The sequence below is a fragment of the Fodinibius halophilus genome (genome assembly GCF_011059105.1).
GTDB classification, from domain to species: Bacteria; Bacteroidota; Rhodothermia; order Balneolales; family Balneolaceae; genus Fodinibius; species Fodinibius halophilus.
Genome location: NZ_JAALLS010000008.1, coordinates 137,294 through 158,863, shown reverse-complemented (window position 1 = coordinate 158,863; position 21,570 = coordinate 137,294). Strand labels below are relative to the sequence as shown.

The following is a 21,570-nucleotide window of genomic DNA, read 5'->3' as shown; positions in this document are numbered from 1 at the left end:
ATATTCCTACCGAAGTCTAAAAGAACTTGTTTCAGGATCTCGGTTTTAATGCTAATGACAGCATGACAAGATGTGGCTAGTTTCGCAAAGCTCCTTAACAATAAGAAGGCAGTTAAATCCCCTGTTTATTTTTTTTAAAAAGAGAGGCGGATATGGGGAGGGCAAAAGTTACGCCCGAATCTCAGGGTCAGACTTCCAAAATTCATAGGCTCTATTTAATTCTGTCACGTACTCTTTAAACCCTTCTTGAGGTGACGTATTTACTTCAATAATTGTAGATTTTTTTGAAGTTCCTTTAACTATTTTGTTTATCTCTGGTCTGTCTTTTGGCCAATATGAAAGCCCAACAAATAAAATATGTGAATAGGACTGAGCAATAAGGCTAAAATGCTTATATGCATTCTCAACCCATTGCAACTTTTTTCTGTATTCGTTGGGCAAAACTAAAAAAGATGTTTTGCGAGGTTCGTGCAACTGGTCATCACTGATAATTTCGATATTAGGAGTATCAATGCCAGCAATTTTGATTGTTAAAGGATATTGGTTTTTAGGTACATTGACATGAGAAGAATTAACCTCATAATTTATAGATCCGTGTGGCTTTGTAAAAAATATATCTCCCGATTCATTATTCATTTCGTGGGGAGTTAACTTAACCCCAAACTCCTTAAAAAGCTTTTCAACTACCAAATCATAATTGAATGAAATGACAGCTCCTATAGAATTTATATGACTATTTAGCCAGTCTGTCCATTTCCAACTTTCATAATGATTACTAGAGGGCTTTGCAAAACCTTTGATTTCGTCATTCTGAGCTTGTCGAAGAATCTCCAGTATCCATCTGCTGCCGTTGAAAGGGAGATCCTTCATTACATTCAGGATAACTGCCTGGTTTTGCAAAGGTCCCTACTAACTATTTTTGTTTGTAGGTATGAATAAGAGAAAGACAAAAACTGTCTAGCCTCACAATCTATATCAATATCACCATGTTTTAGATATTCTTCTGAGACAAATTCAAAAAAATCAAAGTCTGAATCGGTCTTACAGTATCTTGAACAGTACTTAATTTTGTTAAACCTATTTTTGTACAGCTCAAAGAAAATTGGAAATGCCTCTTTCCAATTCTTGCCAGAGTTTAGAGGTACATCAAACGAAAGTGATAATGGTTTACTGGTGTCAATTGATAAATCATTTTTCTTGATCAGATCAATAGTTAGGCCATTACCAACAATTAGGGCTATGTTCATAAGTCACTCGATGATTGAAGTATTAGCTCGTAAGTTGTAAACAAATCAACAAAAACCATAAAGCTATGTCTATTTTGTTACTTGTTGCCTTTTACTTTGAATTGTCCCAGATCTATCCTTTTTCTAAGCAACACTCACTCACGAGCTTGCGCTCGTTCGCTCGTTTGAAATGCTGCACTAGACCCTAAATGTTATTTTAAGGAGCCTATATACCGCCTTGTAACAACTCTTAAGTAATTTTTTATGCTTAACTTATAGAAAATATAGAAAGTTACATGTCATCCTGAACTTGTTTCAGGATCTCGGTTTTAATGCTAATAATTGTATATGCGATGCTGAAATAAGTTCAGCATGACAAGATATGATTAGTTTTTCAGAGTCATTAACAATAAGAAGGCAGCAGGGTCATTAATATTTTTTGCAAGCTCTCTAGTTGAGAGGTTTGCGCACATTATGGAATGATGAGTGGCCCATTGAGATTCTAAATAGTCAATCAATTACACAATTAATCCGATAAATTTTTTATGTTATCGTTAAAGGAAGGGTTTCTGAAACCATTTTAATAAGCAGGCAGTTGGCGGGTACGAATTCAATATTTAAGTTCGCCCTGATAAAAAGTATCTTTTAAATAAATGTTTCGACTTCAAAATACCATATTGTCCGAAGATATTGCCACGGCAAAATTTGTTTGTGACTTATCCAACTGTAAGGTTGCATCTATAAAAGGAGAACAAGAAGAAGTTTATTCACCTAATTTTTTGAAAGAATCTTTAATTCGTCGATACGATAAAAACTGGTATAGTGCGTTTAAAAAGTTCTGTAAAGAAATTAGAACTAAAAAAGAAGGGGCTCCCGAAGTATGATTAAAACTGGTCAACAGATGAATCAAAAGCAGTCGCAGCAACAGCGGCTGTCACCCCAGCAGATACAATATATAAAGCTGCTGCAGCTCCCTACTATAGCTTTGGAACAGCGTATTAAAGAAGAGTTGGAAGAGAATCCGGTTCTTGAAGAAGCAGAACAAGACGATTCACTTGAGGAGTTTGACGAGTCGGATTGGGAAGCAGAAGAAGATACGCAGGACGAGCTCGAACCCGTTGATCAGAATGAAGAGGTCGACTGGGAAGAGTTTATGAACAATACCGAATATGAAGGAGAGAACTACAGCGGCGGGTCAGGATATGCCGGCGGTGGCGGTGATCAAACTTGGCGTGATCTTCCGAATCCATACCATGAGTCTTTACTCGAAGAGCTGGAGCAACAAGTGAGCCTTCTCAATTTTGACGATGAACAGAAACTCATAGCTAATCAGATTTTAGGTTCTCTTGACCAGGATGGTTATTTCCGCCGAGAAATTGAAGCAGTGGTAGATAATATTGCTTTCAATGAGGGTACCCTGACCAATAAGGAAGAGGTTGAGAAGGTACGAAAAGAGATTCAGCGCTTAGACCCTATTGGTATTGCCTCGCGCGATCTCAGAGATTGCCTTTTGGTGCAGCTTGAGATGCTGGGAGATAAGTCCGAGGGAAGAGAAATTGCTATTGAAATGTTGCGGGATTATTGGGCGCTTTTTGAGAAAAAGCACTTCAAGAAACTGAAGAAAAAGCTGGATGTTGATGATGAACAGCTTAAGTCTGCGTTTGATTATATTAAAGGATTGGATCCTAAACCCGGGGGAGGCGGTAATGCCGTTGATGATACACAAAACTACATTGAGCCCGACTTCGAGGTTTATTATCAGCCGGCGGGACCGAATAAAAATGGACAAGAAGAAGAGGGGGATTTTGTTATTCAGCTGAATAACAGTAATGTGCCCCCTTTACGTATTTCGCCACGTTATAAAGAGATGTGGGACGACCTAAAAAAGAAGAAAAAGAAAAGTAAACAGAATAAAGAGACGAAAAACTTTATCAAGAGTAAGATAGAATCAGCACAGTGGTTTATTGATTCTATTCGTCAGCGACAGAATACGTTGATGAATACGATGCAGACTATTGTAGCCCTTCAAGAAAACTTCTTTAAACACGGAGAGGGGTTAAAACCGATGATCCTCAAAGATATTGCAGAGCGGGTAAACCTTGATATTTCTACGATCTCTCGCGTGGTTAATGGAAAGTATGTGCAAACTCATTTTGGGGTGTTCGAATTGAAATACTTCTTCAGTGAAGGATTAGAAACAGTAGATGGAGAAGAAGTATCCAGCCGAGAAGTCAAAAATGCGGTACAAGAAATTGTTGACAATGAAAACAAGCAGAAACCACTGAGTGATCAGGCTATTGCTGATAAACTACAAGAACAGGGATATAAGGTAGCGCGACGAACCGTAAGTAAATATCGTGAAAAGTTGAGTATCCCAGTTGCCCGACTTCGGAAACAGATCTGTTAATATACAGCTTATAGCGAAGCTGCTAAAGAGAGTGTTTCTGTGAGAGAGGGGGACGTTAAGCCCCAGATTAATAGTACGACCATTATTAGCATAAATAACCCACTTGTAAGCAGTAGGTACACCAATGTGCGAGAAGAGGAATAGCGTGCTGCGTCAAAAGAGGTGATAATAAAGCTAAAGAGCTGTATCATTATCGGCAAAATACCAATTATCATAATTAACGTTGCAGCAGCCCCGGCCGAAAAAAGGACAACTAAAATTGAGGTGACAACTAAATTAACCTGGAGTGGCCAGGCATAAATTGTAGCAACTTGTGTTAAAGAATTTATCTGTTTGTGGCTTATGTAGAGCCAGATAATACTTATAAAAGCAAGTGCTAAAGAGAGTAGAAATGCCCAGGCAGAGAGTGAGATGCCACTGGAACCCATAATTGCTATCGAAGGAATATGGTACAGCAAGGCATCAAAACCCCGGGGTGAAAATATAGCTATGCGAACGACACATATAGCTGCAGCAATTAAAAAGGCATTTTGTAGTATTAAGAAAATAGCGGGTACAACAGATCGAATATGTCTTTGAAAAATATCATCAATAAAAAACTTGTGAGCCGAAAAATAGCGGAATAAAGATTTTCGGTACAGAGGACTGCTGTTATAATGAAGCCCTACGCTTGCCCAAATGAGTAGCAATATGATGATAGGGGTTGGGGAGGTATGATCATTGGGCAGTGATTCACTGGGTACCGGGAAAATAAGTTCTGCCTGGTTGGTGAGCGTTTGTATTGTAGTGCTAAATGTAGGCTCTTCTTCAACTTTTGTAAGCAGCCAGTTGCTGTCAATCAGCAGTGGTTTGTCGGCATATTCAGCAGTAACAGAAAGAAACTTTTTGAATGGAGTCAGATATTGATCAACAGATGCTGCAGGAGAAAAGTTAAATACACCGGCCCATTTGGGATTAGAAATTGAGAGAGTATTAATATTCGCAGGAGTTATATGGATATCCCGAATAATAAAGTCTGCCCTTCGTGTGTTGCTAGTTGCTCTTTGTTGGTAACTGACTTTATAATAAATACTGTCGACTCCGGCGTTTTGGAGTTCGGTAATAAAGGGCGCTATAGCACTTTGAAACCTCTCTTCATTTATAAGACCGTATTCAAAAAGCCCTATTGCTTTTACAGACGGTCGATTTAAAAGCGCTGCAGATTTTTCCTGTATTTTGAGGATAAGAGAGGAGTCCGGTTCGGCGAATGTCTCTGTTATCGGGTAAGAAATATCAATATCGCCATAGACGGTAAATCCCATCTCTTCGATTTTACGCCAAACAAGCGGTTCAACGGGAGGGGTCAATTTGAGAATGGAGATCCCCAGTTCATTAAATTGATTAAGTTGCTGTATTGCAACATCAGGTTTTTGGGGGATGTCCCACTCCACACCTACTGACCGTTGGGCGGTCACTAATGAACTACTTAAAGCCAGAAAAAGAAGAGTGAGACAAAAGAAGCGATATTTGGAATACGCCAATGGAAATGGCCGGATATAATTATTTGGGTTCAAATGTATTTTCAATAGGCAGTTCAGCCGTTTCTTTGAAACTACTCAATACTACGTTGGAGCGACTTTTACTTACGCCGGGCCATGCTTGAATTTGAGAGAGTAAATTTTCAAAGGAAGCAGTGTTTTCTGTGCGGATTTTAAGGATATGCGAACCATCGCCCGTAATTGAATGGCATTCCAGAATTTCCGGTTCAGTAGTAGCTGCTTCAATGAATTTTGGGTAGTTTTCAGAGCCGTCAACCTCAACAAAAACAAAAGCCGTAATATCAAATTTGAAACGTTTAGAGTCTAAAACGGCGTGGTATCCTGTTATTAGCTCTTTTTCTTCAAGTTTTCGCATCCGTTCCGAAACTGAAGGCACGGAGAGGTGCACAATTTCGGCAAGTCTGTTACGCTGGGCACGACCATGTTTTTGTAAATGCTTAAGTATTTTAATGTCAATTTCATCTAGTCCCTGTGCCATCTAAACCTAAATTTTCCTAATTTTTCTATGATTTACGGAAAATAACTTTAAATAATTAGGAATTCAACCATTTTAATGCTTTTTAACTCCTTATCATATCGTTAAACAAGAGATCCCAAAAATTGATTATTTAAGGTTCATACCTTTGGTAAAACTCTATTATCTTTAGCCCAAACAGATTAATTAATAAAAAGTATTTAACGAATGCTGGACGTCACATATATCAGAGAAAATGCCGAAAAAGTTAAACAGGCGATGCAAAATAAGGGAGAGTCAAACCCCGAGATCGTCGATAAGGTTATTACTGTAGATGAACAGTGGCGATCGCTGGTACAAGAAACGGATGAGTTGCGAAGTGAAAGCAACGACAAAGCTAAAAAGATTGGTGCGTTGATGGGCCAGGGTAAGAAAGATGAGGCCCAGGAAATCATTGATTATACCAGTAAACTAAAAGAAGAAATACAGGAAAAGGAAACGAAGCTTCGCTCGCTAAAAAACCATCGCGAAGACCTGTTGTTGCAAATCCCCAATGTGCCCCATAAATCGGTACCGGTAGGAAAAACTGAAGAAGATAACGAAGTATTTAAAAGCTGGGGTGAGCCCAACAAGGAGGAGTGGCGTAAACCACACTGGGAATTAGGTGAAGAACAGGAGTGGATCGATTTTGAACGGGGAGCCAAAGTCACAGGTGCAGGGTTCCCTTTTTATGTAGGGCCTATCGCCCGGCTCCAGCGTGCGCTTATTAACTACTTTTTGAATACAGCAACGGAGAATGGGTTTACTGAACTGCAGGTACCTTATTTTATTAATGAAGATTCAGCACGTGGCACGGGACAAATTCCCGATAAAGAGGATATGATGTATGAGATACCACGCGATGAGTTTTTTGCTATACCCACTGCCGAAGTGCCGGTAACAAATTTTCACCGTGATGAGATTATTGACAAAGATGATCTGCCGATCCGTTACACTTCGTACACTCCTTGCTGGCGGCGAGAGGCCGGTTCCTATGGTAAAGATGTTCGCGGGTTAAATCGTCTGCACCAGTTCGACAAAGTGGAGTTGGTAAAGATGGTGCATCCAGACGATGCCTATGATGAGTTGGAAAGTTTGCGGGAATACGCCGAATCTTTATTGGAAGCACTGGAGATCCCTTACCGTACGCTGCTAATGTGTACCGGAGATATGGGCTTTACACAGACAAAGAAATACGATCTTGAAGTCTGGAGTCCGGGGCAGCAGCGGTGGCTGGAAGTCAGCTCTTGCTCAAATTTTGGTAGTTTTCAGGCACGTCGAATGATGCTTCGTTATCGTAAAGAAAATGGTGATACTGAGACCTTGCATACAATCAATGGGTCAGGGTTGGCACTGCCGCGTGTGGTAGCGGCCATCTTAGAAATATACCAACAAGAGGATGGCAGTATCCTTGTGCCTGATGTCTTACAGCCGTTTATGGGAACGGAAATTATCACTTCATAGCATTTGAAAGATAGAGTTAGCTCATATGGATGAAAATATTTGGGGCAATTTTACGCTTAGTGATGAAGAAAGGCGTTACTTTTCAATAGGAGATCTCCACCTCTGGCTTGTTCGCAGGAATGAAGAGATATGGATTGCCTATTGCTATAAGTCTGACCTCGCGTGCGAGATAAATCCTGAAAAACTGCCTGAAAGTGTGGAGTGGTCAAGATGGGCACACAAGAATGTATCTGATGAGATAAATATACGCCCGGTATATCCTGATATGCCGTTAGTTGTACATTCTGAATATACGCTCAAGATTAGTCCAAAGACTCAGATCCAGATCTATACGCGCATTCCTATTTGGGTTCGTATCTCTATAGCTGAGAACAATTACCAACTTATTGAATTACCTACTGCTAAGCTATCCAGAACATGGTTTGGCACGCTAACCGATGGCGAGCTCTGTTATCACGCTGTGACTAAGGCACGACGCGATCTTTCTGATGTGGAAAAGAAGCCTCACCTGGTGAGTTGTCCGATTATTATTTCAAATCGGTCCCCAGAAGAACTGAATTTTGAACATTTTTGCTTTCGTGTTGAGCGACTGAGTATGTTTGCTCATAATACGGACCTTTGGGCTGATGAAACCCAAATTGTTTTCCAGGGCGAAGATCTAAACAGTGATGTTATTATGACCGGGAAGCTGCATGATGGAGTATCACAAGACCAGTTGTTGACTCCACCTCGCAAGAAAATTCAAAAAAGTTTAGCAACTCGGACGTTCAAGATATTTGAAGATGCACTAACCTTAGGACGATAGTTTATGGATTTTTTTCAAGATTCTGTATTTAACATTTATCACTATATTTCTGAGGAAACGCTCCAGCTAATTATTAAGGTAGCTCTCTTAATAGCTATCGCCTTACCGGTGCTCTTTATTTTACGGGGATGGGCACAGCGATTTTTTACCAAAAAATACGCTCCGCATTATGGAATGTTAGCCGGTAAACTGGTTTTCTATGCCGGTTTGATCATCATGCTTGTAACCGTGATGGGCGAACTCGGAATTAGTTTAGCTCCCCTGTTAGGGGCCGCAGGAATTGTGGGTGTTGCCATAGGTTTTGCATCCCAGACAAGTGTTTCTAATATCATCAGCGGGTTGTTTTTGATTGCTGAGCAGCCTTTTAAGGTTGATGATATTATCACTATTAACACTACAACGGGTATAGTGATGTCAATAGATGTGTTGTCGGTAAAGTTGCGTACTTTCGACAATAAGTATGTGCGCATACCGAACGAAATGATCATTAAGACAGAGCTTACGAATTTGACGCGGTTTCCCATTCGCAGGTTCGATGCAAAAGTTTCGGTAGCTTATAAAGAAGATATTGGGCGTGTACGTGATCTGCTGATGGAGGTAGCTGAAAAGAATAAATACTCGTTAAGTGAGCCCGAACCGCAGATTATTTTTGATGCTTTCGGCAGTTCTTCTATTAACTTGGATTTTAGAGTTTGGGCGCCTGTGGATGATTGGTTGCTGCTTAAAAATACCCTTCAGGAAGAGGTTAAAGCCAAGTTTGATGAAGAAGGTATCGAGATTCCTTTCCCTCATGTTTCTCTGTATGCGGGTTCTGCTTCTGAAGCACTGCCAATTGAGATGGTTAATAAATCAGGGCAGGCTAAAGAGAGTGAAGAGACTGCTGAATAAATGGTAAGTAAGTGCCCCAAGCTGTGACTAATGTCTTCTCACATTGGGCACTCAATAGTTATTGGAGCCTTCAGTACTACTAGTGATAGCTTTATAAATCAGGAAAATACCTACAGCAATCAGTACCAATATGATGAGAGTCCCCCAAAAGATATAAGCCAAGTAGGGGAGGATAATTACTAACAGGATGCTGGTTACAAAACGAACGGGATTTGTATAAAAGCTGTAAGCATTAAGGCCGGTCGAAAGCAGGCGAAGTAGGCGTTGCCACATAAGAGAGTATGTTTTTTTAAATGTCTGTTATGGGATACGCCTTACAGCATAAAAAGATTCAAAATCGCAATATTATGAAGCCGTCGCGAACATCTTTTCGTTTTTGAATCTCAACATTAGGTCGATAATAGGCTGCATTTCACTTTCTTTCATGATATCAGCCCGCAAGTGGCGGCTGTTGTGTACCCCTTTGAGATATTGCCCGTAGTGCTTTTTCATGATGATAACTCCATATCGTTCGCCGTGGTGTTTCACTGAGCGGCGTAACTGTTCAATACAGAGGTCGATCCGATCTTCTACCGTTGGTTCGGGCAGCAGTTCACCGGTTTCAATATAGTGGCGAGATCGTTCAAAAATCCAGGGATTACCGATAGCACCGCGGCCAATCATGATCCCGTCAACGCCGGTTTCGTCAAACATTCGTTTGGCATCTTCCGGAGAAGTCACATCCCCGTTTCCAATAATAGGGATTTCAAGTCCTTTAGTGTTTTTGAGTTTTTTTAGCCACTCCCAGCGCGCATCGCCTTTGTACTTTTGACACCGTGTTCGGGCGTGCACTGTCAGCGCTTTTATGCCCAAATCTTGTAACATTAAAGCGGCTTCTTGAATTCTGATGGTGCGGTCATCCCATCCCAGGCGTGTTTTTACGGTTACTGGTTTATTTTCTACCGCATCAACAACACTCCCAGCCATCGATTTCATCAGGTCCATATCTTTAAGACATGCACAGCCTGCTCCTTTTTTTACAATTTTGTATACCGGACAACCAAAGTTGATATCCACAACATCAGGATCGTTAGACTCAGCAATCTTCGCCGCTCCCTCCATTGCTTCTTCGCGGCCACCAAAAATCTGAACCCCGAATGGTCGTTGTTCTTCCGTAAAGTCCATTTTATGCATCGCCTGATCATTGTCCCGAATAATAGCTTCTGAACTGATAAATTCGGTATATACAATGCTGGCTCCTTTTCTGCGACAGATAGTGCGGAAAGGGGAGTCGGTGACATCCTCCATGGGAGCCAGTAAAATAGGTTTATTGCCTAGGTCAAGATTGCCAATCTTCATACAAAAGGGGGTTCGGTTCAATTTTTTGAAGGCTTGGAATATACGGATTTTTTGGTGGAAGATCGATTACAAAGAGTATTTGGTATTGGGCTTCCAAACAATATGATGCGACTAGTCATTTCCTTTTTTATCACTTATATTAGCAATCTCTTAAATTTAACTTTATTGAAATAACGGGACCAACGCTATGGCTTTAGCATCAAAAAGTATTGAAGAACTCTTAGGTGAGGACGCCGAGGATCTATTAAATCATAAGTGTGAAACGATTCCAAAAGAACGCCTTCATATTCCAAGCTCGTCGTATGTTGATGACGTATTGGGGCAATCTGACAGGAATCCGCGTGTTCTTAAGAATATGCAGGAGTTGTTAAATCATGGTAGGCTCGGTGGCACCGGTTACATATCAATTCTACCGGTTGACCAAGGTATTGAGCACTCAGCCGGAGCATCTTTTGCGCCAAATCCCGATTATTTTGATCCGGAAAATATCGTGAAGCTAGCCATTGAAGGTGGTTGTAGCGGTGTTGCTTCTACATTTGGGGTATTGGGCTCTGTAGCAAGAAAGTACGCCCACAAGATTCCTTTTATTGTTAAGCTCAACCATAATGAGTTGATGACCTACCCCAACAACTACAACCAAATTATGTTTGGTACGGTAGACCGCGCTTTTGATATGGGAGCTACAGCCGTTGGTGCTACCATCTATTTCGGTTCTCAAGAATCGAGTCGTCAGATTCAGGAAGTTGCACGTGCTTTTGAACGAGCGCATGAGCTTGGCATGGCAACAATCCTATGGTGCTATACCCGTAACTCTGCATTTAAAGTTGACGGTAAGGATTACCATTCTGCAGCTGATTTAACCGGCCAGGCAAATCACCTTGGCGTTACAATCCAGGCTGATATTGTTAAACAGAAGCAACCAACCCTTAATGGTGGGTATAAAGCATTAAATATGGGTGATTCTTCGTATGGTAAGCTTGATGAAGATATTTATGATGAGCTTTCCAGTGATCATCCTATTGATCTTACTCGTTACCAAGTAGCAAACAGCTACATGGGACGAGCAGGGCTTATTAATTCCGGTGGAGCTTCTGGTGATAATGACTTTGAACAAGTTATTAGAACAGCCGTCATTAATAAACGTGCCGGCGGTATGGGACTTATTACCGGCCGAAAAGCATTCCAGCGCCCAATGGAAGAAGGAGTTCGCATTTTGAACTTCATTCAAGACGTTTATCTGGATGATAATATTACTGTAGCTTAACGCACTTTTTCTCGTAAGGCCTTATGGAAGAGTCTCCATAAGGCCTTTTTTGTAGAAACCTTTTATTTCAATACACGTTTTATAAGTACACCTACTCTCATTTCCTCTTCATATTTACTATTATGAGAGTATCTATTTTTAATAATTATTGATTATTCTTGTCTAACAACGAAGACCAAATACAGGAAAATCCAAATAAATACTTTTCCAAAAAGTATCTGTTCATATCTATTGGGTTGAGCATTGCCACAATGGCATTCTTAATCTATCTGACGTATACCCCCGGCGTACTAAAACATCTTAAATTAAAGCGTATGCCGGGTATCGTGATAGCTATTATCGTATCTTTTATGCGATTATGGTTTTCAGCAGCAAAAATTCGCGCACTCTCAGAAAACTCCCTCTCTTGGTTAGCATCGTTTCGTGTAATGTTGAGCTGGGATTTTACCTCTTCTATTACCCCTTCTACCATTGGCGGGGCTCCTATGGCAACGTATGCCATGACCAAAGAAGGGTTTAATGTTGGCCAGTCGACAGCAATAATTTTGTATAGCGTTCTTCTCGATCAGCTTTGGTTTGCACTAGCGGTGCCCATTCTTTTGATTTCCGGGATCTTTTTTGAGGTAGTGCCCAATAATACAGGAATGGTAGGGCATGTTTCTATGGCGATGCTTTATATAGGATTATTGAGTTATGCCGGTTTAATGGCATATGGAGTGCTTAAGAATCCCAATGCTATTAAGAAAGTGGTTAACTTCTTATTTAAGCTGCCACTTTTGCGACGTTGGAGAGAGCCGGTTAGCAAAGAAACGGATAACCTGGTAGAGTATTCCCATGAACTTCGCCAAAAACCCAACAGCTTTTTGTTGAAAACGTTTTTCTTATCTACCATGTCGTGGCTGTGCCGAATTGCACTTCCCACTATTGTAGTGTTAAGTCTATTACCGGCGGATGTTATTTTATCTGCACTGCGAAGTTTAGCTATGAATTTAGCGTTCTTAATAATGCCAACTCCCGGAGGCAGCGGCGGGGTAGAGGGGTTATTTGCCATATTTCAAGGGCCGCTTATTGATCGTAAAGCCTTTATTGGCTTAGCGGTATTTGCATGGCGTATAATCAGTTACTACATCACGGTAGGCTTGGGCATGATGGCAACTACCTGGTATATTAATCGCTCGGTGGTTGAGCTAAAGAGTGATAAAAAGGATTCCCGCGAAACATTAGAAAGTGATATTTCATCTCCAGACTCTATTAGCTGATGCCAAAAGATCGAATGCAATATGTATGCGGTGATTGTGGGCATACCTCCACCAACTGGTTGGGGAACTGTCCCAACTGCGGTGCCTGGCATACCTTTAAGGAGTTTACCGTTGAGCGTAAAACGAAATCAGAAAAGGAGCATAAAGGTAAAGTTGATGGACTTGCCGACTCCCAATCCCCTCAAAAGCTCGACGAAATTGACTCAGATACCCAAGAACGGTTTATGAGTAATATTCAAGAGTTTGACCGGGTGCTGGGCGGGGGATTTGTTTCGGGATCCTTTGTGCTCATTGGGGGGGATCCCGGTATTGGAAAAAGTACCTTAACCCTGCAGGTTGCTAAGTCCAACCCCGACTTGGAGATCTTATATTGTGCCGGCGAAGAATCGGCCGGTCAGATTAAACAACGTGCCGAGCGGCTGGGTGTGGATTCGGATAACTTTTATATCTATACCGATACCGATATTAATAAGGTAATCAAAGAGGCACAAAAGCTGGATCCCGATCTGCTTATCGTTGATTCTATCCAAACGGTCTATCGGACCGAGCTTACCAGTATGGCGGGTAGCGTACAGCAGGTGAAGGAGTGTGCCGCTTTGTTGCAGCAACTGGCTAAGAAGCAGGACATCACGACTTTAGTAATTGGACATGTTACCAAGGACGGAGCCATTGCCGGTCCACGGGTATTGGAGCATATGGTAGACACCGTACTGCAGTTTGAGGGCGATAGCAACTACAACTATCGCATGCTGCGGAGTATTAAAAACCGCTTTGGACCGGCACAAGAAGTGGGGGTTTTTGAGATGAAACAAACAGGGCTTATTGATGTACTTAATCCCTCGCAGTTGTTTTTGTCGGAATATGACAGCACGGTAAGTGGAAATGCTGTGATCTGTTCTATTGAGGGGTCTCGTCCTTTGTTGGTAGAAGTACAGGCCCTGGTAACGCCCAGCAATTATGGAACACCCCAGCGTACTGCTAATGGTTTTGACTACAAACGCCTGTCGCTATTATTGGCAGTTTTGGAAAAGAGAGGAGGGTATGAATTTTCCGGACAGGATGTGTACCTGAATATAGCCGGGGGATTGAAAGTTAATGATCCCGCCGCCGATTTGGGTGTGATGTTGGCGCTGGTTTCCAGTTTGGTAGATAAACCAATTTCAGATGAAATGGCTTTTCTCGGTGAAGTAGGGCTGGGTGGAGAGGTGCGTGCCGTGAATAAAGTAGATCACCGGTTGGGAGAGATCCAAAAGCTCGGATTTAAACATGCTATTGTGCCCAAAGCGAATAATCCGCAAAAAGAAGACGGATTAGCTATAACAGGGACTAGCAATATCATGAGCACGATAAAAAAAGCCCTTCGGGATTAACCAAAGAGCTCTTCTGTACAAAAATCGTGCTTAATACTGGTGGCGACTACGACGCTTCTGTTCACGAATACTTTTCTTCAGAGCCTCACGACGTTCTTTAGAAGGCTTCGTATACTGCTGATTATCTTTGTATTCATTCAGAATTCGTGAACGGGCAACCAATTTCTTAAAGCGATTGACTGCTCGGTCGATGCTTTCGTTATCTTTTACTTTAACTCCAACCATATAACTAAAATTGTTTTACTTTCAATTCTCGGACGCGAAATATAAGGATCTTTTTGTTAATGTGCATAATAATAACAGAGAAAAGTTGTATATCATTTCTTAACCCCAGTTTGGTCCGCTCCAAGTGTTCTTAGAGTTAATATAGCAATACACTTATCTCTAATCCCCGCTCATAGCCCTCTTTTTCTGATCCATTCTGGGTTCATCCTCTAAAATATTTAGAATACAGAAGTCTTGATTCAGAATGAGTATTCCTGAATAATATCTCAAATTAAGGTGTCTTTTCTGCAGATAAAGAATGTAGGCCGTACTTCCAGTGCGGCCACGAGACACCCATACCTTGCCTCATTCCCAAATGTAACTTCTAGATGAATTAGCACTACCTTTCGTCGGGCGACTGGGGTTGTCGTCCGACGAATTATATAAAGGGAGGTGTTGTAAAGCCCTTTTATGCCCCACCCTTTATCCCTCCCTACAAGCAGGGAGGGAAACTCTTTTCCCCATCTAAAGCACTGTCATTACGAGGAGGCTTGCCGACGAAGTAATCTCCGAGGGCAAGTTCGCGTAGTATCTGAAGGGTAACCTTTACATATCGACCAATCGTTTCAGGGAGGTTGCCTCGTCGTACCACCAAACCACGGTACTCCTCCCCGTAGAACGGGGCACGGCGCAATGACGGACGTTGTTTTAAAAAGCAGTTTCTCTGAGCCCAGGTAGGAGCTAAAGAGCAAGTGAAATTCCCTCCGCAGGAGGAGTGCTGAGGTACGAGGTGGGGTGGTTAAGAAACAGGCAATCTTTTGCAAGCTTGTAACTTATGAGTATATATTATTACATAACTGATGCAAATCACCAGTAAATGTGTTGTCCATTTTTTGTCAGCAAAAAATAGACGAAAAAACTGCTGGGGGAATCGTAGATTTTGTTCTAGTTAAAACAATGAGATCGAGTACTGCTCTGTCTCATTAGGTGCTATTAACACGCTTTTCCCGCGATTCACCCCAGACCCCCGATTGGAAACCATATTGAAAGAAATGTCATCCTGTTCGACAACTAGCGGATGGGGTTCTTTCATTGAGGTTCGTGTTGAATCCTAAGGATATACATCATAAAACAGTCTGGGAGGCATTTGAAATGTAGGCCGTGCTTCCAGCTCGGCCATGATACAACTTGCAACATTCAGAAGTTTCATCTGTTGGCTTTGCACTATCTTTCGTCAGGCGACTGGGGTTGTCGTCCGACGAATCGTTTAGGGGATAAAAGTTATTCCCCTCAAATATTGGCCCCTTCTAAAAAATCAGACTAATTCCTGCTCCGAACTCAAAACCGGCTGCCGAAAAGAAAAAGGTATCTCGCCGTTCAACCTCTGTTTTATTGGAGGAGGGGTCAGTAGTAGGGTCAACAGATGTGATGGTTGATTTTTGGCCATTAATAATTCGATAGCCGGATCGTACGAAAATGGAACTAAATCGTAAGAAATCCCACTCAAACTCAATAAATGGTTTGAACACATTTCCCCTTGAGGTAAAATTAACGTCTCCTACATGAGGACCGAATCCTTTTTTCTCAACATCCACATCATTAAGGTCTATTTTGCTAAAGCTTAAGCCAAGTTTAACATTTGTTGTATTGGGTTCTCCAAAGATGTATGCCAATCTAAGTCCCAAAGAACCACTGGCAACACGGCCGTAGCCTATAAAAAAGTGAAACCCAAGCTCATAGGGCAGTCCATCATAGTCAGAGATTGTCCACCGTAAGCCAACAGCTTGTACGTTGTGCTCAGAAGCTTCTTGTACCTTTAGCTTTGGCATATGGATGGTTTGAATACCAATCTTCGATTTAACTGACTGCGCCTGAACACTTATACTGGCTAGAAATAAGACTAAAATAAATAATGAGCGCATGGTAGATGTGGAGTCTTTAGTTAAGTTACGTATGAGACTATAACTGATCAGGCTTTTGCAAAATCATAATAGCGATAAAAGTTATCCTCAATAGGTTTACGATAGATCCGAAACTGCTATTATCTGTAATTATTACAGTCTTAAGCTTACTCCAACACCCAGCTCAAAACCGGAGCCATAGAAGTCAGTGTTATGGGATACGCGGTATGATTTCACCAGGCCATTTTCATAGCGAGATAGAATCTTTTTTACTGTCTCGGTTTCGGTGCGTAGAAACCGGTATCCTGCTTGTGCAAATAGACTTATATATTTTGAAAAATTCCACTGCCACTCTACGAAAGGTTTAAAAGATTCGTGAAATTCATCTTCCAATACAGCCCCAACTTCGACGGTGTCATCAAATGAATTCATTTTAAAACGTCCAACATTAATACCCGCCTTCAGTAGTTGTGAACTGTTAATTGGATACAGGTAAGCCAAATTTAGTCCGTACGAAATTGCTATATATGAGGGATAGCCGCTGGAAAGATAGGCTCCAGCCTCAATGGGACTAATCTCACTATTATAAGCGGAAGCTTCCAGTTCCCAGGGGCTAAGCCCAGTATGGTGTTGGCCATAGAGCTCAAAGTTGGGGGTTGTTTTTTGTTGAAAGCTGAGTAAGGACCCCTTGTGCTCCTGAGCATGTAGGTTGGGGGCTACTAAGATGAGAGCAATACTGATGATCAGCAAACGCATAAACTGTCAAAAGTTTAGTTGAACGTTAAATAACAAAGTGCTCCCGTACTCCTCTTTATTTAACGGAATATTGACCTTCGGATTTACTACCAGGTAGAAAGAGTCTGACAGGTTGAAGGGTACGTCAAAACCTACTTTGGGGCCAATAATAAATCCATCAAATCCCTGTCGCAAACGTGCCGTGCTGTATGGTGCCGAATAATTTCCATATCCCAAAAAAGCTCCGAGATTTGGTAGCAGAGAGACGGACTTGGATAAAGGGATATCCCAAAATAAGGAAGAAGAAACCATCCCGGATGTCAGCGACGGTTTCGAAATATTATTATATGCTTCCGTATTAAGCGTTATAGCTTGATAAAGAGACAGCTCCGAGCGCAGCAAGAAACGATCAGAAAGATCAGCAGTACGCCCCAAAATAACTCCAATATTAAGCAGGCTCGTTTTGAGAGTTGGTCTAAAACCGAATTTATATTCATTAGACAGAAACTCGGTATGCAGCGTTACGTCATAGGTTTCATTGAAGCGATAACCCACCGCAGGTCCGATAAGTTGGGCATCTTCAAAAACTCCCCCGCGCAGATACAGTGATTTTACAATAGGGGTAAAGAAACCGGAATCTTTTTTATAGGTGGTTTGGGCAAAGGCAGTAATTGTGAAAAGAAAAATCGACAGTGTAAGCAGTAGTTTTCTCATGGAATAGATGATTTATTTTAGTCTTTTATAGTTTGTGAACTATTATCTTTTGAAGATGGATTTTTAAAGAATCAGATTGATCCCCGCTCCGAATTCAAATTCTGAGGCTGAATAAATAGATGATTTATCAAACTCCAAAAGTAAAATATGGTATTAATATAATTTTATGTTTATACCAATGCCTCCCTCAAACCCAGAACTGTAAAAGTTTGTTTCTTCTTTAGTTCGAAACCTTTGGACAGTACCATCGGCATTTCGTGATAATATTTCGGTAATCGTTTTGGTTTGACTCAGTGTTAGTCGATAACCGCTATGAATAAACAGGGAGAATGATTGACCAATGCCCCATTCCCATTCAAGGTAAGGTTTAAACGAGGTAGGTCGATCATCCTCCATAACATCTCCAACCATATCATCTTCATAGCGGTACTTTTTTAAATGAAATCGGCTTACTTCTAAACCGGTTTTTAACCAGTTATTATTAAAACCAACAAGCACGTATGCTAATGTTAAGCCGAAAGAGAATTGCACAGATGAGTTGTAACCCCGTTGCATTACAAGTCCAAATTCGACCGGATATTTATTTAAGTTTGAGAAAAGAAGACCCAGGCCTTGTGATGAACCACCATTAGTTACGCTGTTTATTTTGAAGTTGGGATTTGCGTTTACTTTGGCATTTATCTTGAGGGGATAATGTTGTGCATATGCTGAAGTAAATGCACAGCCCAAAAATACAAGAATACAAATGGTATAGCGCATATCTATTAAAAATTGAGCTGAATATTAAACAATAGCGTACCCTCTGAAGTATCCTGACTAGGATCAATTCGCAGCTGGTAGTCGGGCTTTACAACAAGATAAAATGAATTAGAAAATTGAAATAATATATCGAAACCCAATCTGGGACCCAATATAAATCCGTCATAGCCCTGTCGCAATGTTGCAGAGGAAACGGCGGGCTGATAATCGCCATATCCGAGAAATCCACCGGCATTAGGTAACAGTGTGACCGAATCAGACAGGGTTATGCTTCGGTAAAAAGAGGATGTTAGTTTGGCTGTTGTAAGGTTCGGATCGGGAACAGAAGGTGGCAGACCTGTGATGTTTAGTGTTACTGATTTATAAACGGAGAGTTCTGAACGCAACATATTATGGTCAGAAAAATGGTCAGTGCGGCCAAACATTAAACCGAAATTTAGCATCGAAAACTTATTGTTAGCATTGAATTCTGTAGATAAATATTCGGTATGCAGTGTAAGATCGTAATTTTTATTAAAGCGGTAACCTAAAGCCGGACCAACGAGTACGGTATTTTCACCAATAGATCCCCCTTGTAGATATAATGATTCCACAATAGGGCTAAAAAATCCAGGGTCACTCTTATAGGTTGTTTGTGCCTGGCTTTTCGTTAAAAAGAAAAATAAGAATAGTAATATTCCAGAGGTAAGTAGCTTATTTTTCATAATCTTTAATAGTTTTAAAACTTGAGTGATTTAAGGAACCCATTGGGCGATTATCATGCCGCCCAACGGATTGATTTTTTATTTAAAAAAATGATTAGTAACGTTCTTCGGTGATGAATCCAAAGTGATACCCATCATGTTTTAGGGTATGTTTAGATCTAATTTGATCAATTTCGAAATCTACCACGTCCTTGATATTTGGAGGATAACTAATTACGGCCGTTGACCAGTCATACACATGGCGAATTTTTTTAGCATTATATTTAACTTTAGAATATGTTTCTTGAATATTTTTAGGGGCAATATCATATGTAAAAACCTCCTCCCCTCTTGTTTTGTTTTTGGTTATTTCAATTTTAACTTGAAGACTGTTAAGAGCATCATATCCATACCTTGTGAGTTTAGAATTTGAACTCATTTGTTCAATATCATTAAGTAAGTTAGTAACTGGGTTGGCTGGATATGATTGTATCGTGGATATAACGTCTCTGAGTTTAACCGTAAAGGAATTTTTTAGATCCAAGAAGCTTATTTTTACTTCTCCGTAACTAAATTTTGCAAAAGATGCTATTGTGATTTTTTCTGCTTTTCGATTCCACCATCTAAGCCACGTATGCCGTTCATGAACCGATTTAACACCAATGCTTTCATAAACAAAAAAGTCTCTATGCCAAGTTTGCCCTTTTAATCGACCCTTAGTTCCACCACTTCTGTATTCTTGAGTTATTTTCGATGGATATTTTTTGCTAAGATTAGCATAGGGGTCTAAGTCACTTGGGTCAGTGTATTCATCGTCATCGTCTCCGGGGTCATACGATCCTCCGCCACCTCCCCCGCAATTTTCCACTCGATAAACGTCTTGTCTTATCCGAATAGGTTCTTGTCGGATTTCCTCGCAAGGTTTTACATAAGAGAGGCTGGGATTGGATGATTTTTTCTTAGAAGGTTGAAAATTCTGATAGGCCCCCTTGTCTTTGAAGATATAGGTATACTTGTTAGTGATTTTGAATATCTGTTTACCGACCTGAAATACCCCATCTTTATTCAAGATACTAGCAAAAGCTGGGTCTTCAACATTCAAGTGCATAGTTTTTTCTTCCTGAGTGGTAAGACTGTTACTTTTACTTTTCTTTTTTCGAATGTGTTCTTGAGCCATTTTTAGAGATGTGAAACCATGTGCTTTTTGGTTCACAAATTTATCTAATTCGCCATAAGATTTCTGTTGAAGGTTTTGAACAAAACCTTTGAAATCATTACTTGAATCAAATACTAACGATTTTCCTTCTACAGAAGGTGTTTTAATTTGTTCATTATCTTCTTTTGTCTTTTGATTTATTGAGGTAGAGTTATCTTGGCAAGAACTAAAAAAAAGAGTTAATACTAAGATTATACTTATTGGATATAGTTTTCCCATGATGGTAAAGTTTTAAGTAGTTCCTCTTATATTATTTGGAACTCTCTTTGAGGTTTCTGCTAATTTACCATGATATTTTATGAAGCTAGTATAATCAATGATGTTAGAAAATACTAATGCAGTTGTTATGTATGGGTTGATTTTGTCATAGTACGTTCGGATTCAAAATATACTCCTCCGGGATACCATCCTCAGCTACCCCCAGTCCAAATAGGGCATAATCATATTTCGCCGGGTCTTTGGGATCAAGCAATCGTAATGCGTCAGTCAGCTCTTCAACCGCCCACCAGTCGTTATAGGTTCTGGTTAATAGTCCAAGTGCACGAGCCTGCCGGGCCACGTGTACATCGAGGGGGATATATAATTCTGAGGCAGGCATAAAATCCATAATACCAAGATCCACGGGACTTTTTTTGCGGATGGCCCAGCGAAGGTAGAGATACAAGCGTTTACAAGAACTCTTTTTATCGGCATTCGAAACATGTTTGCGGGTCCGTTGTGGAGCTTCAGGATGTTGGGCAAAGAACTGCTCATGGAACACCGACATCAGCGGCCTGCTATTTTCTGTTGCTCGTTGATGGCAAAACGCCCAGAAATCTTGAAATGAGCCATACTCAAGGAGTATAGATTGCAGTATTTTGACCAACCACTTCATATCGACAGGCTTGAAGGTACGATGTTTGAAGCCCTCAAAGCGTTTGGCATCGCGATCTGCAAAATTTGTAATAAATTCGGTAGGTCGATTATCCATCCGGTCTAAGAAATCGCGCACTTTGCGAATCACAATATCCCGACGTCCCCAGGCCATAGTGGCAGCAAAAAAACCGGCTAGTAGCTGATCTTCCTTATCATTAAATGCGTGCATAAACAGCACGGGATCATCATCAATATAGCTGGGTTCTTCAACGCGCTCTACCCATTCATCAAGAAAAGGTTTAAGCTTTTTGATTTGTTGCTTAGATCTTTTGGTGAGCTTTTGGCTCATGGTAGGTAATTCAGCTGTAAAAAAAGTTATCTGATATTGTGCAGGCTGAAGATAGGTTGAAAAAGCCCTAAAATAAATTAGAAAACTATGTTAAAACTAGAG

23 protein-coding genes are annotated in these 21,570 nt (G+C 40.8%); 8 read left to right on the top strand and 15 right to left on the bottom strand.

Annotated features, from left to right (window positions below):
- Nucleotides 1-168 precede the first annotated feature (168 nt).
- On the bottom strand, nucleotides 169-900 hold the full coding sequence (locus G3569_RS08070; RefSeq protein WP_165267886.1) for an SIR2 family protein: 732 nt from the start codon (nucleotides 898-900) through the stop codon (nucleotides 169-171).
- Complete coding sequence (locus tag G3569_RS18375) at nucleotides 876-1,247, bottom strand: hypothetical protein (RefSeq protein ID WP_205720087.1); 372 nt, start codon at nucleotides 1,245-1,247, stop codon at nucleotides 876-878. The genes G3569_RS08070 and G3569_RS18375 overlap by 25 nt, the downstream gene beginning before the upstream one ends.
- A 656-nt stretch (nucleotides 1,248-1,903) precedes the next feature.
- Between G3569_RS18375 and G3569_RS08065 the strand changes: the two genes are divergently transcribed.
- Both G3569_RS08065 and rpoN read left to right on the top strand, forming a co-directional pair.
- A complete protein-coding gene (locus G3569_RS08065; protein WP_205720086.1) occupies nucleotides 1,904-2,110 on the top strand; it encodes a hypothetical protein in 207 nt (68 codons plus the stop codon).
- Entirely contained in the window at nucleotides 2,107-3,633 is a 1,527-nt protein-coding gene (rpoN, locus tag G3569_RS08060) for an RNA polymerase factor sigma-54 (protein WP_165267882.1), read from the top strand. The genes G3569_RS08065 and rpoN overlap by 4 nt, the downstream gene beginning before the upstream one ends.
- Nucleotides 3,634-3,641: 8 nt before the next feature.
- Here the strand turns inward: rpoN and G3569_RS08055 are convergent, their stop codons facing one another.
- Both G3569_RS08055 and G3569_RS08050 read right to left on the bottom strand, forming a co-directional pair.
- A complete protein-coding gene (locus G3569_RS08055) occupies nucleotides 3,642-5,087 on the bottom strand; it encodes a hypothetical protein (RefSeq protein WP_165267880.1) in 1,446 nt (481 codons plus the stop codon).
- 85 nt (nucleotides 5,088-5,172) lie between these two features.
- Nucleotides 5,173-5,649 carry an Lrp/AsnC family transcriptional regulator gene (locus G3569_RS08050; protein ID WP_165267878.1) on the bottom strand — a complete coding sequence of 159 codons (477 nt, stop codon included), beginning with the start codon at nucleotides 5,647-5,649 and terminating at the stop codon, nucleotides 5,173-5,175.
- 204 nt (nucleotides 5,650-5,853) lie between these two features.
- Between G3569_RS08050 and serS the strand changes: the two genes are divergently transcribed.
- The 3 genes from serS to G3569_RS08035 are packed head-to-tail and all read left to right on the top strand — an operon-like array spanning nucleotide 5,854 to nucleotide 8,821.
- The gene (gene serS, locus G3569_RS08045) at nucleotides 5,854-7,128 is read left to right on the top strand and encodes a serine--tRNA ligase (protein ID WP_165267876.1); all 1,275 of its coding nucleotides are present in this window, start codon (nucleotides 5,854-5,856) and stop codon (nucleotides 7,126-7,128) included.
- Between the two features lie 25 nt (nucleotides 7,129-7,153).
- Nucleotides 7,154-7,933 carry a DUF432 domain-containing protein gene (locus tag G3569_RS08040; protein WP_165267874.1) on the top strand — a complete coding sequence of 260 codons (780 nt, stop codon included), beginning with the start codon at nucleotides 7,154-7,156 and terminating at the stop codon, nucleotides 7,931-7,933.
- A gap of 3 nt (nucleotides 7,934-7,936) precedes the next feature.
- Entirely contained in the window at nucleotides 7,937-8,821 is an 885-nt protein-coding gene (locus G3569_RS08035) for a mechanosensitive ion channel family protein (protein ID WP_165267872.1), read from the top strand.
- A gap of 51 nt (nucleotides 8,822-8,872) precedes the next feature.
- On the opposite strand, the gene G3569_RS08030 is transcribed toward G3569_RS08035, so the two are convergent.
- Together G3569_RS08030 and dusB are read right to left on the bottom strand one after the other, a co-directional pair.
- The gene (locus G3569_RS08030) at nucleotides 8,873-9,094 is read right to left on the bottom strand and encodes a hypothetical protein (protein ID WP_165267870.1); all 222 of its coding nucleotides are present in this window, start codon (nucleotides 9,092-9,094) and stop codon (nucleotides 8,873-8,875) included.
- A 72-nt stretch (nucleotides 9,095-9,166) separates the two neighbouring features.
- Nucleotides 9,167-10,159 (bottom strand): tRNA dihydrouridine synthase DusB, encoded by a 993-nt coding sequence (dusB, locus tag G3569_RS08025; protein WP_165267868.1) that lies wholly within the window; start codon nucleotides 10,157-10,159, stop codon nucleotides 9,167-9,169.
- A 187-nt stretch (nucleotides 10,160-10,346) separates the two neighbouring features.
- Here dusB and G3569_RS08020 point away from each other — a divergent pair, with 187 nt between their 5' ends.
- The 3 genes from G3569_RS08020 (at nucleotide 10,347) to radA (ending at nucleotide 14,052) form a co-directional block, all read left to right on the top strand.
- A complete protein-coding gene (locus G3569_RS08020; RefSeq protein ID WP_165267866.1) occupies nucleotides 10,347-11,423 on the top strand; it encodes a class I fructose-bisphosphate aldolase in 1,077 nt (358 codons plus the stop codon).
- A gap of 158 nt (nucleotides 11,424-11,581) precedes the next feature.
- Nucleotides 11,582-12,682: a lysylphosphatidylglycerol synthase transmembrane domain-containing protein gene (locus G3569_RS08015; protein ID WP_240894653.1), complete on the top strand. Its 1,101-nt coding sequence runs from the start codon at nucleotides 11,582-11,584 to the stop codon at nucleotides 12,680-12,682.
- The gene (radA, locus tag G3569_RS08010) at nucleotides 12,682-14,052 is read left to right on the top strand and encodes a DNA repair protein RadA (protein WP_165267864.1); all 1,371 of its coding nucleotides are present in this window, start codon (nucleotides 12,682-12,684) and stop codon (nucleotides 14,050-14,052) included. Before G3569_RS08015 ends, radA begins: the two co-directional genes overlap by 1 nt.
- A gap of 30 nt (nucleotides 14,053-14,082) precedes the next feature.
- Here radA and rpsU read toward each other — a convergent pair whose 3' ends face one another.
- The 9 genes from rpsU to G3569_RS07965 form a co-directional block, all read right to left on the bottom strand.
- The gene (gene rpsU / locus G3569_RS08005; RefSeq protein ID WP_138430508.1) at nucleotides 14,083-14,277 is read right to left on the bottom strand and encodes a 30S ribosomal protein S21; all 195 of its coding nucleotides are present in this window, start codon (nucleotides 14,275-14,277) and stop codon (nucleotides 14,083-14,085) included.
- 472 nt (nucleotides 14,278-14,749) lie between these two features.
- Nucleotides 14,750-14,950, bottom strand: a complete 201-nt coding sequence (locus G3569_RS08000; RefSeq protein ID WP_165267862.1) for a hypothetical protein — start codon at nucleotides 14,948-14,950, stop codon at nucleotides 14,750-14,752.
- A 613-nt stretch (nucleotides 14,951-15,563) separates the two neighbouring features.
- On the bottom strand, nucleotides 15,564-16,178 hold the full coding sequence (locus tag G3569_RS07995; protein WP_205720085.1) for a hypothetical protein: 615 nt from the start codon (nucleotides 16,176-16,178) through the stop codon (nucleotides 15,564-15,566).
- A gap of 132 nt (nucleotides 16,179-16,310) precedes the next feature.
- Nucleotides 16,311-16,913, bottom strand: coding sequence for a hypothetical protein (locus tag G3569_RS07990; protein ID WP_165267858.1), 603 nt, complete (start codon nucleotides 16,911-16,913; stop codon nucleotides 16,311-16,313).
- A gap of 6 nt (nucleotides 16,914-16,919) precedes the next feature.
- Nucleotides 16,920-17,606: a hypothetical protein gene (locus G3569_RS07985; protein ID WP_165267856.1), complete on the bottom strand. Its 687-nt coding sequence runs from the start codon at nucleotides 17,604-17,606 to the stop codon at nucleotides 16,920-16,922.
- A gap of 153 nt (nucleotides 17,607-17,759) precedes the next feature.
- Entirely contained in the window at nucleotides 17,760-18,365 is a 606-nt protein-coding gene (locus tag G3569_RS07980) for a hypothetical protein (RefSeq protein WP_165267854.1), read from the bottom strand.
- A 5-nt stretch (nucleotides 18,366-18,370) separates the two neighbouring features.
- The gene (locus tag G3569_RS07975) at nucleotides 18,371-19,069 is read right to left on the bottom strand and encodes a hypothetical protein (protein WP_165267852.1); all 699 of its coding nucleotides are present in this window, start codon (nucleotides 19,067-19,069) and stop codon (nucleotides 18,371-18,373) included.
- Between the two features lie 94 nt (nucleotides 19,070-19,163).
- A complete protein-coding gene (locus tag G3569_RS07970) occupies nucleotides 19,164-20,483 on the bottom strand; it encodes a hypothetical protein (protein ID WP_165267850.1) in 1,320 nt (439 codons plus the stop codon).
- 145 nt (nucleotides 20,484-20,628) lie between these two features.
- On the bottom strand, nucleotides 20,629-21,468 hold the full coding sequence (locus tag G3569_RS07965; RefSeq protein WP_165267848.1) for a TIGR02757 family protein: 840 nt from the start codon (nucleotides 21,466-21,468) through the stop codon (nucleotides 20,629-20,631).
- Nucleotides 21,469-21,570 lie beyond the last annotated feature (102 nt).